Source organism: Neomoorella sulfitireducens (assembly GCF_024733845.1).
GTDB classification, from domain to species: domain Bacteria; phylum Bacillota; class DSM-521; order Neomoorellales; family Neomoorellaceae; genus Neomoorella; species Neomoorella sulfitireducens.
The window spans coordinates 17,989-31,586 of the sequence record NZ_JANRHG010000006.1 but is presented as its reverse complement, the minus strand read 5'-3'; the positions used below and the strand labels follow the sequence as shown (position 1 = coordinate 31,586).

The following is a 13,598-nucleotide window of genomic DNA, read 5'->3' as shown; positions in this document are numbered from 1 at the left end:
TTTAGTGTTTTTCCGGTGCCAGGTACCTCATGACCAATCCCAGCAGCAGGATAACAAAACCGGCGTAAAGTATACCAACGCCGGGGTCCTTTTTGATCTCGAGGCCGGTGTAATAAAGATAGCCGGAAAAGGTAACGGGATACCCCCCTACTCCTCTTGTCTCCCCCTCGGCCAGCACTTCCCTCGCCATTACCTGTTTATCCTGGAAAAGTACCGCCACCAGCCTGGGGTTGTTTGGCAGTGGTGAACGTGAATGGAGTGTGTCGCCCTGTTCGTCAAAATCGGGAATGAAGAAAAAGGCCAGCCTTTCGTTTTTATCCGGGTCCGTATCCAACTCCCGCCCGCTGGCCAGTTCGAAGGGCACTTCTTTACCGTTGATAACGGCCTCTCCCCGGGCCAGCCAGCCATAACTGGCCTGGTAAATTTTTAACCCCTTATATTTTAGAGGACGGTTTACCTGGATTTCCCTTTCAATTTCCTGGCCGTCAGCTGTCTTAAGGGAAACACTGCTAATGTACTGCTTTGGTTGTAGGTTTTCGTAATATTCAACTTTAAATTCCTTAACCCGTAAAGAGTAGCCGGGAAAGCCCATGGCGGTCAGGTCGAGGCTTTTGCCGGTGCCGATTTCGACGTAGGTATGACGGGCCATGACGCCGGAGATGACTGCCCCGGCCAGGATAACCAGGATACTTAAATGCAGGATGACGGACCCCCGGCTGCGTAGGTCCGGAGTTTTTTTAATGCGCTTCAGGGAGCATGTCAGGGTATTAAGAGCAAAGAGGGCTGCAAGGGTCAAAAACCACCAGCTTCGGTATACATGGTCCAGGGACAGGAAGACGATCAGCCTTCCCGGTAGTTCTCCGTAATAAACCCGGTAGAACCCGGGGGGCTGCCCCTGGGGGAAGAAGCTCCCCAGGGAAGCCATGATTCCCAGGAGCAATAACAGGAGAAGCCCCAGCTTCATAGAGGATAAGAGGTTTAAATCCAGACGTTTCCGGCTGTTACCGGACAAAGTTATCACCTCGATTTTAGAATGAGTATACAACGGCCTAGTATAGAGGTCAACTAGAAACGGCTTACATTAGTGATGATAGTGTTTTATCACTATCATAAAATCTTTAAATCTTCATGACAATATATAATTTACTTTGATATTTAACCAGTTTCATTTCTCGACAAACTTCGCCGATTCTCCCTATAACACCCCTCCATATTACTATTATTGCTAAGATTACTACGATAATGCACAGAATAGCTATAGTGGCAAATAATATCATCCAGTTGCATGTCTTATCAAGCACGTAGCCAAATATCATAGCTTGAAGCGCGGCACCCATATAAGCCGACCACTCAAGGATGCCCGCAGCCGTGCCGGCCAAAGCCCTGCTGCCGACATCCATGGAATATGCCCAAATAACCCCGTTAATACCATAGACAAAGAAACCGACCCAAAACAATATAAAGGTAGCGGATATTTTAGTCGTCATGTAAGGAAAAATAAATACCGTTATGGCTGCAGCCCACCCGCAGATTATTACTGCCGGGGTGCGGTTGGTCTTAAAAATTTTAGGTAGCCTAGGGTGCCAAAAAGGTGCCTATGGCCATCCCTACGGGTAAGACAACGGAACAAAAATACCACTTTTAACAGGCATGTCCATGACTTTTACATAAACCTGAAATCGGCAAGTAAAAATTTAAATGAAGAAGGAACGTACCAAAATCCCACTGATATGCCATTGATTACCAGAAGCTAATAAGGATCACCTATGCAATCATTCCCTTGAAGAATGAACCCCTGAAAAATGGGTAACATCATCTAACCCCTGCTTGACAGGGATTTTTAAGAAAGCGGTGCTTACTGTTGGCAGCTAAAGTTTAACCTTGGTTAAAGAAATACCTTTTCAGCATCGCAACGGATAAAGCTTCTCGACTACCACATACAAGAACTTTTCAAGGTTCGTTTTAATTGCGTTTACTACCATTCCCAGCCATTTATTAGCCGCCAGGCGAATATGCTGGTAGCGGCCGTTACCGACAATGTTGCCTGGTATACAGAGGATTTTCCGCCTTATGGTTCCTGCCTGGTAACTTTTGATGGTTTCGGGCAAGGTTACTTCTTTAAACCATAGCAATAGATTATAGGCAATGGCCTTGACCAGCATATAGGCTTCGTTACGTAAGAAGGTATGCTGGCTGGCTTCTTCGACCGCAAAACCGTCTTTTAGTTCATCGATCCATAGTTCACAGGTCCCCCGCTGATTGTAGAAATGCCATACTTCGATGGCCGACATATCTTCAGCTGTGTAGTTAGTAACAATGGCCTGGTACTTGTAAAAATCGGGATGCTGGATATAGAGTTGCCCGGTTACCGGCTCTAAATCCTGGCGGATGAAAACAAAACGCCTGGCTTTAGCCCAATTGGGTAAGGGAATGGTTAATTCGGCGACGCTGTAGACATCATCTATTCTTTGCCACAGGTTTTCACGGTTAAGGTAAGCAATGACTTTTTGCAGTCCCCCACGCAAAGGGGCCTTGCAGACATAGAGGTAAGTTTGTTCCTCGAAGTAAGCGAAGTTTTTTTCATCAAAGAAACCTTTATCCAGGCGTACCCCCTTTAAAAACGTAATTCCTTGGCAATCTCTGCTCCGTATCCTGAAAGAAGTTTAGAAAACCACCGTTGCTATGGATTTTACCATTATAGGCCTTAAGATTAAGCAGTTCAGCGGTTTCAGCTATAAAGGCGACTTTAGCCTTCAGGGAAGGGCGGCCATGATAGCGGGGATTGTAGCCTATCGCACCGCCTTCCTGGGAACCATGCAAGGTGATAACTGTGTCGTCAATATCTAACCATATCTTCCTGGGTGGTACTGTTTTAGAGCGCATTTCCCGTAGCTGCTGATCAATAGAGCGTAGCTCTTCCAGGGAATTTTCCTGCATGGCGGCCAGAAGACGCCTAAAACCCGTTTCCTCAGGGAAATCGTCAATACCCTTGATTTTCGCGTAACCCTGTTCATTCCTTATCCACTGCGTATGGTCAAAGCGGGATAACCCTAATATCTGGGCATCGATCAGGAAATCCAGCATTTCCGGGGGCTGAAATTTACTGTTAGGTGCTTTACGCATCGTTAAGGTGTTGCTGATTATGTTCTTAAAACCTATGGCCTGCTTAAAGGCTTCTATCAAACCAAAATTGGCAAATCTGGTGACTGTATGGTTGTCAAAGGTTGTTGGCAGGTTATAACGGCTAATTTTCTTCTGTAATCGGCGTTTCTCAAGTTCAATCTTTCTTCTTTCACTTCTCAATAAAGGAGGCGCTTGACGGTGACTGCTTTCTTGTTGTACCATCATCTTGAAGACATCCTTTCTTTTGGATTCTCTTGACAAGTATCCAATTAGATTCGGAAAGGGTGTCTTCCTTCTTTTTCTGTAAAAAAATTTTCGGCTTTCTTTTTGAGGAAAGTAACTTGTATCAAGGGTTTTAAGCTTGGATGCCGGTGTTACTTGCCGGTTATAGGATAATATAAGGGTATCCATGTCAAAAGGCCATAGCAGCAGAGATTAGCAAAAGCGATGATAAAGCACCATACATCAAAACGCCACTGGCCAAAAAAGTAGTCGATAGGGATAGAGCTTTCCTCTCTCCTTGATGAGTAACAGGTATTCCTTTTCAAGCTTTTTATCTTCCGCGTCTTCTTCTTCATAACCGAGCAAACCTACATCAAGAGGGTTTTTCCTTAACAAAATGCCAGTAAAAGAATGATATAGTTCCCCCTGAAAAAGTCCAGGGATAAAAATCATAGGATCTCAGAAAACCGCGTAGTTTTTAGCAAAACAGAAGGAGTTACCATCCTTTGGATCGAATCTTGGATCGAATCTTATAAGAAGGAGAAAACAAGAAAATCCAGAAGGAGGAACTCCTATGAATAACATTCACCACACCACCTCCTTTTCCTGCCGGGTGATCCCATGTTAAGGCTAAAAGATCCGCAACTCACCCTGTGGGATGCCCTATTGCCAACTAAACTGGTCCACCTCAATCCCGAACTGGCCAGGGTGGACGAACTCCTGGATGATGACAGGTTTATCCCAACTTTGACACCGGCCTTGAAAATAAAGGGGCCTGTAGGGGTAATTTTCACTACAGCCCCTCAAGGGGTGCTATTCTTTGACCAGCACCTTGGGTGGGAGCGGGAGCCCCAACACTCCCAGTATCTTCTTTTGGGCCTCACCAGGCAGGGTGATGCTGTAGAACCTTTTGTCTATGAACTGTTGGTCAACAGCCTTAATCTCGTCGAGTTCCTCCAAGATCCGGCGACCGCTTCTATAAGAACTTTTGAGCTGTTTCAGTTCTTTCTCCCGGGTCTCATTATCCATGATTGATTTGGCCTTTTGAATTTCGCTCTCCACATGGCGCCGGTATAGCACCTCCAGCCACTGCTCAAATAGATAGGCCAGCACACAGATCAGGACGTGGGCCCGTACCCGGTGTTCATTATAATGGTAGATGGGGCGTAACCGGATGAAGTCCTTGATCTCCCGGAAGGCGTTTTCTACTTGCATCAGGTTCTTGTAGGCGGTGACTACCTGGTCCGCCGGAAGGAGGGAGTTGGTTTTGATCAGGAATTTACCGTCCCGTAAGGACTCCTTGTCAATAGTGGTTTGGTTTCTTTGGAAGTTCAGGCGTTTGTTGCTGTCATAGTCGATGTCAAAGAAACGGGCCATCCCTTTCCGGTTCAGGATGTCTGCCACCTTAAGCATGGCACCTTTGGCCGTGGGCTTTCGTCCCCGCCGCGGTCCTTCTTTCTCCAGCCATTCCTTCAGGTGCTGTAATTGTGCTTCGGCTTCCTGGAGCGCCTGTTCCCTGAAGGCCCGGTCTTCTGCCACCTTGGCCGGGTTGTGGCACAAGATGTAACGTACCGGGTAATCTTCTTCATTTTCAGCCGCGTCTTCTGCCGGTACTTTGGCAGCCGGGATTTCCTGGTACAGTAAAGCCCCTTCTTCCCCCAAGGGCGTGTACTGGCTCAAGTCCTGGTACTCTTGCAAGAGTTGGTCGCTGACTTCCCGCCCCCGTTTATGAAAACCGACAATATACCGGAACCCGGCTTCTTGCAAGGCTTGGAAGTTATCTTGGGTAACCATACCCCGGTCACCGACAAAAACACATTCGCCCACCTCAAACCTTTTGCTTAGTACCTTGATGGCATCAGGCACCGTGGTTTTATCGGCTACGTTTCCCTCAAAAACCTGGTGGGCGATAGGAATACCTTCAGGCGTCACTAATAATACGATGTTAATCTGGGGCCGGTCGGGGCGATGTTCCCGGGAATAACCGTGCTTACCCAGCGGACAATGAGTGCCTTCAAAATAACTGCTGGTCAAATCGTAAAACACCAGGGTGAGTTTCAGGCTTAATAGATCCGTCAGTTGAAAGTACAGGTGCTCCTCCAAGCATCCTTCATTTCTTCCAGGCAGTCCATGGCCCGGTAGAAGTGGTGTACATCCGGCAAAGGCCGCCCCTTAAATTCCTCCAGGTACAGCCGGTGTACCCAGCGGGCCACCCCCAACTTGCTCTTGGGAGCGATCAGGCGGTTTAATACCAGGTCTTGGTGCATAAGGCCACATCCACTTCCACTTGGCGGTCTTTAAGCAACGAATTGATGAACTCGGTAAGGCCCAATCGGTTCCAGAAAACATTCACTACGTATGGAATACCATAATATTTATCTCCGTACGTAGTCAGGTCCTGAGTGGTTCCGTAGGGATCGTTGTGCAGAAACTCCCGCAGTTTATCAATGAGCCGGCGGATTTCCTCCTGGCTGTAGAGATCAATGTTACCCAGATTGCCCACCTGGCGCTGCTTGATCTTGCCGTTTTCCCGGTAAGATTCTACCAAGGTCAGGTAGCGATAGGTCCGGTCCTTGCGTTTGTAATGATGATTCTGGGGAACAAGGGGCGTATCACCTCCACATGGTTCACATTACCATTATAGCTGGTGATCGCCATTATTTGAAGAGGTTATGGTAAAATAGTTTTCACTACGTTTTTAAACTTTTTCCGGAACCCGACCCTTGAAAATACTGGGCTTGCTGGGTTTGGACCCTCAAAAAAGGGTGTTTTACTGTCAAAGTCGGGGTTTATGACTCCATTCATCAGCCGGTTTGTGACGCGCCTGGGCAGGCCAACTATCCCCATGGAAACCTACCTGCGCCTGATGTATCTGAAGTACCGCTATGGCCTGGGTTATGAAGTTTTAGTCCAGGAAGTAAATGACAGTATCAATTGGCGGCGTTTCTGCCGTATTCCCCTAACCTGAAAGGTACCCCATGTTACTACTTTGATTAAACTCACCAAACGCTGTGGCCCCGGCGTTGTAGAAGAACTCAATAAAGCCCTGGTTCAGGAACCCCGGGAGAAAAAGATTACCCGGGGACGCAAGCTGCAGGTAGATACCACGGTAGTAGAAGCCAATATTCATCATCCTACGGACTCCGGCCTTTTAGTCGACGGAGTACGGGTAATTACTCGTACCATAAAAAAGATCCGGGAGGCAGGTATACCCTTAGCAGAAGCCTTTCATAACCGGCAACGTTCCATCAAAAAAACATATCTATGAGAGTGTTATTTTTTAAGGTCTTCTCAGTCATCTCTTGGTATTGAGCGAGTTTCCCTTTTGGTTTATAGGCCTGTCTTTGGCTTTTCAGGTAAACGGTTAGCTTGTTGATCAAGAAACTACCACCTCGCTTTCTCCCCATCTTTCTTTAAGGGATTTGTATATTAGCGTTGTTTTATTTTCCTGTTGGAATTCCGTACTTCTTGAGCTTTTTATAAAGCCAAGAAAGATCCATATTCAGGATCTCTGCCGCTTTTTTCTTGTCAAAACTACAATCCTGCATTACTCTGGCGATGTAACGCTTCTCGAATTCTTCGACAGCCTTCTTAAGAGATGCGCCTACAGGTGAGTATTCATAATCTAGTTTACTCCCCATAAAAGCCAGATGCTTAGGTATGATGTTTCTAGCTCCCTCCATATCAGCAAGGATTATTGCACTTTCTAGGACGTTTTCCAGCTCTCTAACATTACCCGGCCACGAATATTTCTGAAGTAGCTCAAGGGTCTCATCGGCAACGCCCACAACCGTTGTTCTCCGACAAGTATTCAATTTGGGTATCAAGGCCTTGACTATGGCGGGAATATCTTCGAGACGTTCTCTTAAGGGAGGTATTTCCAGGCGGAATACATTAAGGCGATAATAGAGATCCCCCCGAAAGCGATTCTGTTCTACCATCTCCTTCAGGTTGCGGTTTGTAGCTGCGATAACCCTAACGTTAATCTGAATGGGGTGAGAGCTACCTAACCTTTCAAACTCTTTTTCCTGCAAAACCACCAATAATTTACTCTGCATGGTTGGGGACATTTCGGCAATCTCGTCTAGGAAGATTGTCCCTCCGTTAGCAAGTTCAAACTTGCCTGGATGGCCTCCCTTTCTGGCCCCGGTAAAAGCGCCTTCTGCATAGCCAAACAGCTCGGATTCCAAGAGATTCTCAGGTATAGCTGCACAGTTGACTCTTACAAAAGGCATGCTGGAGCGGCTACTCCAATTGTGTATGGCATGGGCGAACAATTCCTTCCCAGTCCCGCTTTCCCCGGTAATAAGTACTGTGGTAGTAGAACGAAGGGCCACTTGCTGAGCCAGGAATTTTACGTTTTGAATCGCTCGGGAATTACCGATAATGTCATTAAAGGTGTATCTGGCAGAATGAAGGTTGCGGATTTCACTCTTATACATATTAAGTTCACGGATGAGATTCTCCGCCATGTCTTTAGCTCGTTCGTCCCATCGATCTAAAAAAAGACCGTAGGCAAAACATCCTAGAACTTTACCGTTTTTTACTAGTGGCAAAGAGCTGACAATCATTTTGTAGCCATTAACTGTCCAGTTGTACCCTATAATTGCTTTGCCAGTACGAATAACAGTCAGGGTTCGCGTTTCTGGAAGTATATCGATAACATTTTTCCCGACTACATCCTCCTGGCGCATTCCTAAGATGTTAAGATATGTCCTGTTAATAAACGCGATCTTCCCAGTATAATCGACAAAAATAAATGCAAAATCCGGATTATCCATTAGCAAATTAAGCCATTCTAATTCCATCGGCATACCTCCCTTTTTTCTTTAAACTAGGGATAATTTTATGAATGATTCCGGTGTAAAAACCACAAAATAAACTAACACAAAGTAGAATATAAAAGCTTTTTGACATCAAAATGGTATTTTATGGGTTAAGTAGCAATATTAGAAGTGCATGAGAAACCTTTTAAAATATAGTTACCCGCAGTCAAAAACATAGAAAAAGAAAAGTTATTTCAATAATAAATCCTATCTTCCGTACCTTAGGATAAATTTTCCAACGATTTTTGAGCATTAAAATATAACTTCCATTGTCAGTAGAAAACGGGAGGGAAAAGGTAAATTTCCTTGCCCAAACCAGCAAGTTCCAGGGCTCTAATCGCCTCCGAACCGTGGTAGTTGATCAACGCCCGGTCAGAACCTTGTTTAACTACCAGGAGATAATCAAACATCTCCAGGAGCGCCCGAGCAGTAGGGTTAGTGCTCTTCCGCTTCCCCGGGAGGATTAAAGGAGTCTCCTCTTGCTCCAAGTTTTTCCTAACCCGGTACTCCAGGTAAGCAGCTACCAGTAGGGCTAAATGGAAAACGAAGGACATGGCTTCTACCCGGTCCTCTCTACATTAAAAGTAGATGTGATTAATTATTAGGATTCGATGTTGGTTGCCTAACACCTGCCAGTTAGAATTAGTTTTTCACAACGTTTTTAAGAGCAATGCCGGACGCACCTACCTTTTGGGTGCTTACTTTTAGGTGCTTAGGGACACAGGCTCTTTATTTTTTAATTTGCGGCCCAGAAGGTAACAATAATTTCTTTTGGCGAATCTTTTTTGGTGCGTTCATTCATCCGGAAAGCATGTTGTGGCTGCTAGTAGTAAATATGGCAAAAAAATTGGCCAAAAAACCAAAATATCTGCCATGACATTACAAAGGGCTTTCCGAGTAATAACTATCAATTTATATTGGACTAATTTCCAAATGGCAAAATGTGTTTATGGGTTTAGCCCTACATTTTTGTAGTGCTATAGGCTTATCTATTCCTTGGCATAGAATTTGCAATAAAATCTCATTGTAGCGTGATTATGGCGAATGTTTACGTGGGGTTAATGTTTTGTACCGTTAATGACCTGGTAATAGTCTAAGTACTCCGCTTTGTATATCCGCACTGAGTTGGTGGGCTTATGGTCAGCTCAGTTCTTCTGTGAAACCATAGTTTGTAAATTATATCCGGGCAAGGCGGTTCTATCTTAAGCGGTAGAACTGTCAGGAGGTAAAATTTTTTCCCTGAAAACCTTTTTAGTAGTTTCCTGCACCTAGATTTAGTTTAACAAGAGGTATGCCTACAAAATCAATAACAAACTTAAAGGTTTGTCTACGAGGAGGGTTAATTTTGAGGTTAAAAGACAAGGTAGCAGTGATTACCGGTGGCGCCAGTGGGATCGGGGCTGCTACGGCAAAGATTTTTGGACGGGAAGGGGCTGCGGTGGCGATAGTCGATCTTGATGCCGAAAGGGGCGCAAAAGTATGCGCGGAGATCTCGGCAAGCGGTGGAAAGGCAGCCTTTTTCCAGGCGAACGTCGCCGATCGGGCCAGCGTGAAGGAGATGGTGGAAGCTGTAGTGGCAGAATACAACCGGATCGATATTCTGGTCAACAATGCCGGGATCATCCGCGACGCCATGCTCGTGAAAATGATGCCGGAGCAGTGGGATGCGGTCCTGGCCGTTAACCTGACCGGCGTCTTCAACTGCACGCAGGCGGTTGTCCCGCTGATGATCCAACAGGGCGCCGGTAGAATCCTCGTCACCTCGTCACTCTCAGGCATCTGCGGTAACGTCGGCCAGACGAACTACGTGGCGACAAAGGCCGGAGTGATTGGGTTGGTCAAGACCTGGGCTAAAGAGCTCGGGCCCAAGGGGATCACGGTCAATGCCGTAGCACCGGGTTTTATAGCTACTGAAATGACTGCTGCGATACCCCAAAATGTGGCCAAGATGCTTATTGACAAGATACCTTTGAGAAGAGTGGGCATGCCGGAAGATGTAGCTAATGCCTTCCTATTCTTAGCTTCCGAAGAAGGCTCCTATATTAACGGAGCAGTACTCTCAGTTGATGGTGGCCTCGTTGTATAGCCTTATTGGTTTTGAGCAAAACAAAACGGATGCTCTCTAGCTGCGACATTAAATATATATAAGGGTACGCTTTGAGACTGTTAATTGATTGAGATGAATTCTTGGTAGAAAGCTATAGAAGTTTCCGGAAAACTGCGGATGGGGAGTGGTTTTATGGATTATATGAGTGAGTATAAGAGCAAGCTGGTGTCCGCCGAGGAGGCGGTCAAAGTCGTCAAATCGGGGGATTGGGTACACTATGGGCATCATGCCATGGCACCAACCTATCTGGACGGATTTCTAGCGAAGAGGAGGGATGAACTTAGAGCGGTTAAAGTGGTTGGGGTAGTCTTTCCCGGTTTGCCGCAGGTAGCAGTTTGCGACCCAACCAGGGAGCACTTTATTTACAACAGCTGCCATTTTGGCGGTTCTGAACGCAAACTCCACGATCAGGGGCTGTGCAACTATGTCCCCTTCCTCTATTACGAAGGGCCCCTGTATTGCGAGCGTTATTTTGAGCCCGATGTATTAATGTTAAAGGTAGCGCCGATGGACAAGAGAGGTTTCTTTAGCTTCGGTCCTGGTAATTCCTATAGTGCCGCTTTGGTTAAGAGCTCAAAAATAGTGATCGTGGAAGTCAACGATCAGGTGCCGTACGTCTATGGGGGTGTAGATGATGCGGTGCATATCTCTGATGTCGATATGATTGTAGAGTCGGACAACCAGCCGTTGGCCACGGTGCCTGACATCGAACCTACTGAGGTCGATTGTAAGGTGGCCGAATATGTCTTGGAACAGATCGAAGACGGGTCGGTCATTCAGCTTGGGATTGGGGGGATGCCTAACGCTATAGGAAAGTTGATAGCCAAGTCTGGACATAAGGATCTGGGTGGACACACTGAAATGCTGGTGGATGCCTACATTGAAATGTACGAATCGGGGGTGATGACCGGTAAGAAAAAAGCCTTCGACAGAGGGAGAATAGCATTTACCTTCGCCTTGGGAACAAAGAAGCTGTATGACTGGATGGATCATAACCGGGCAGTGGCCAGTTACCCGGTTGACTACACCAACAATCCGAATGTAATTTCCAGACACGACAAATTTATATCTATAAACAATGCCATCGAGATCGACCTTTTTGGGCAGGTGAACGCCGAGTCGGTGGGGATACGCCATATTAGCGGCACTGGCGGCATGCTGGACTTTGTCTATGGCGCCTTCCATTCCAGGGGGGGGAAGTCGATCATCTGCATATCCTCGATGAAGGAGGGAAAGTGTGGGGAGAAGAAGTCCCGGATTGTGCCAACCTTGAGTCCCGGCAGTATCGTTACTGTACCGCGTGCTATGACCAACTATGTAGCTACCGAGTACGGGATCGTCGATCTTAAGGCCAAGTCTACCTGGGAGCGAGCAGAATTGCTGATCAGTATTGCTCACCCTGATGTTCGAGACAAGCTAATTAAGGAAGCGGAAAGGATGAATATTTGGGTTAGGACCAACAAAATTTAAGGTGGTTGATAATGGTGGTCCCTATTAATAAGCTAACTTAACGGTTACAAGCGCTAACTACGGTAACGGTAATTGCTCTCGAGTGAGGGTTTTTACCATACAGGCATTGCATATCATATTTTGAAGGAAGGGGAGGGTTCAATATGTCTAATCAAAAAAGGGATTTAAACATTAAATGGTCTGTTTTAATTCCTGCGTTGATAGTTGTTTTGGGTGTTTCCATTCCTCTCGCAGTTAACCCTGAAAGTGGCACAGCAGTTGTTGGCAAAATATTTAACTTTATTACAAGTAATTTAAAGAGCGTTTTCTTGTGGTTTGGATTTCTTGCTACTGTCTTTTGTTTTTGGATTTCCTTTAGTAAATGGGGAAATATTAAACTAGGTGGGCCAGAAGATAAACCTGATTTTTCATGGTTTACCTACTGTGCAATGATCTTTACATCGGGTGTGGCAATAGGGGTAGTTTACTGGCCTTTTCTTGAGCCCGTATATTATACGCAGTCCCCTCCCTTGTTTGTTGGTGCGAACACTCCGTTAGCTGCTGAATATTCGGGTTTCCTGTCTTTATTTCACTGGGGTATTACTGCCTGGGCCTTTTCTGCATTACCTACTTTCCCAATAGCTTATGCACTTCACGTCAAAAAAGCAAAATCATTACGACTTAGTACTGCTTGTAGTGGCGTATTGGGAAGCTATACTGAAAGTTGGCTTGGTAGGCTAATTGATGCTATTGGTATTTTTGCAATAATAGGTGGAGTAGGCACGTCTTTAGGATTGGCAGTTCCGTTGGTTATGCAATTAATAAGCGCAATATCGGGAATACCTAACACTTTTGGTAATCAAATCATTCTACTCATTGTATGGACTGCTTTCTTTACTTTAGCCGTATGGACGGGGCTGAAAAAAGGTATTGCAAAAGTAGCCGACTGGAACACTTATTTGGCATTTGCTATTTTGGCCTTTGTATTTGTTACCGGACCAACGCTTTTTATGGTAAATCTTTTCACAAATAGCGTCGGTCTAACCATTACAGAATTTTTCCGTATGAGTCTATGGTCTGATCCGGTTTCAAAAAGTGGATTTCCCGAAGGATGGACAGTATTCTATTGGGCATGGGATGCCGCTTATGGTCCTTTAATGGGATTGTTTGTGGCGAGGATTTCAAAAGGAAGAACTATCCGCGAAATGGTTATGGCAACCATTTTTGCCGGTGCTATAGGTTGTTGGTTGTTCTTTGTTGTATTTGGAGGATACGGTGTATATGCCGTATATAACAAGCTTTTCGATCTTGCAGGTATGGTTGAAAAATTAAGTCCTGCAGCTATTATTGTTGAGGTTATGAAAACTCTACCGTTGTCTCAAATTGTTTTGCCATTAGTAATGATTATGTGTTTCCTGTTTGTAGCAACTACTTTGAATGCTTCAGCCTATACGCTTGCTTCCCAATGCACTAAAGAATTAAAATCTAACGAGGAACCCCCAAGATGGCTTCGCACGGTGTGGGGAATTGCTCTTGGCATCTATGCTGCTGGTCTATTTGCGGTAAAAGGTTTAAAGGCAGTACAGTTATCGTCAATTATAGTTGCATTGCCACTTATACCCATTTTCATAATTATGGTAATATCTGGGATGAGGTGGATTAAGGAAGATTATGGACAACTTCTCCAACCTAATATTCCGGTATTGCCTAAGGAAAACGTAAAGCCTTTACCCAGTTTTATCGAATCGGAATTAAATTCAAATTAAAATTAAGATAGATATGGCAGTACTTTTTGAGAAACGGGTTTTGTAAAGGAAGTTCTTTGAAGTAATTTGCGGTCCCTTGACATGGAGTATTGCCCTGTGTTTCAA

General features: G+C 45.4%; 8 protein-coding genes and 2 pseudogenes. 4 read left to right on the top strand and 6 right to left on the bottom strand.

Translation table 11 applies throughout. The features are described 5' to 3' along the window. Position 1: 1 nt before the first annotated feature. The 4 genes and pseudogenes from NWF31_RS07570 to NWF31_RS07555 form a co-directional block, all read right to left on the bottom strand. Positions 2–1,012, bottom strand: coding sequence for a cytochrome c biogenesis ResB family protein (locus NWF31_RS07570; protein WP_258359901.1), 1,011 nt, complete (start codon positions 1,010–1,012; stop codon positions 2–4). A gap of 889 nt (positions 1,013–1,901) precedes the next feature. Beyond that, positions 1,902–2,603: a transposase gene (locus NWF31_RS07565; RefSeq protein WP_258360036.1), complete on the bottom strand. Its 702-nt coding sequence runs from the start codon at positions 2,601–2,603 to the stop codon at positions 1,902–1,904. Next, positions 2,596–3,348, bottom strand: coding sequence for a transposase (locus tag NWF31_RS07560; RefSeq protein ID WP_258359900.1), 753 nt, complete (start codon positions 3,346–3,348; stop codon positions 2,596–2,598). Before NWF31_RS07560 ends, NWF31_RS07565 begins: the two co-directional genes overlap by 8 nt. Before the next feature lie 810 nt (positions 3,349–4,158). Next, positions 4,159–5,949, bottom strand: a pseudogene (locus tag NWF31_RS07555) (IS1634 family transposase). A gap of 184 nt (positions 5,950–6,133) precedes the next feature. On the opposite strand from NWF31_RS07555, the pseudogene NWF31_RS07540 reads away from it, so the two are divergent. Beyond that, positions 6,134–6,601, top strand: a pseudogene (locus NWF31_RS07540) (transposase); the annotation flags it as partial. 184 nt (positions 6,602–6,785) lie between these two features. Here NWF31_RS07540 and NWF31_RS07535 read toward each other — a convergent pair. Both NWF31_RS07535 and NWF31_RS07530 read right to left on the bottom strand, forming a co-directional pair. Next, on the bottom strand, positions 6,786–8,153 hold the full coding sequence (locus NWF31_RS07535) for a sigma-54 interaction domain-containing protein (RefSeq protein WP_258359896.1): 1,368 nt from the start codon (positions 8,151–8,153) through the stop codon (positions 6,786–6,788). Between the two features lie 290 nt (positions 8,154–8,443). Further along, positions 8,444–8,725 carry a hypothetical protein gene (locus tag NWF31_RS07530; RefSeq protein WP_258359895.1) on the bottom strand — a complete coding sequence of 94 codons (282 nt, stop codon included), beginning with the start codon at positions 8,723–8,725 and terminating at the stop codon, positions 8,444–8,446. Between the two features lie 791 nt (positions 8,726–9,516). On the opposite strand from NWF31_RS07530, the gene fabG reads away from it, so the two are divergent. From fabG to NWF31_RS07515, 3 genes are all read left to right on the top strand, one after another. After that, entirely contained in the window at positions 9,517–10,257 is a 741-nt protein-coding gene (gene fabG / locus NWF31_RS07525) for a 3-oxoacyl-ACP reductase FabG (protein ID WP_258359894.1), read from the top strand. Between the two features lie 153 nt (positions 10,258–10,410). Continuing rightward, entirely contained in the window at positions 10,411–11,748 is a 1,338-nt protein-coding gene (locus tag NWF31_RS07520; RefSeq protein WP_258359893.1) for an acetyl-CoA hydrolase/transferase family protein, read from the top strand. Positions 11,749–11,891: 143 nt separating this feature from the next. Continuing rightward, positions 11,892–13,493: a BCCT family transporter gene (locus NWF31_RS07515; RefSeq protein ID WP_258359892.1), complete on the top strand. Its 1,602-nt coding sequence runs from the start codon at positions 11,892–11,894 to the stop codon at positions 13,491–13,493. The last annotated feature ends 105 nt before the right edge of the window (positions 13,494–13,598 follow it).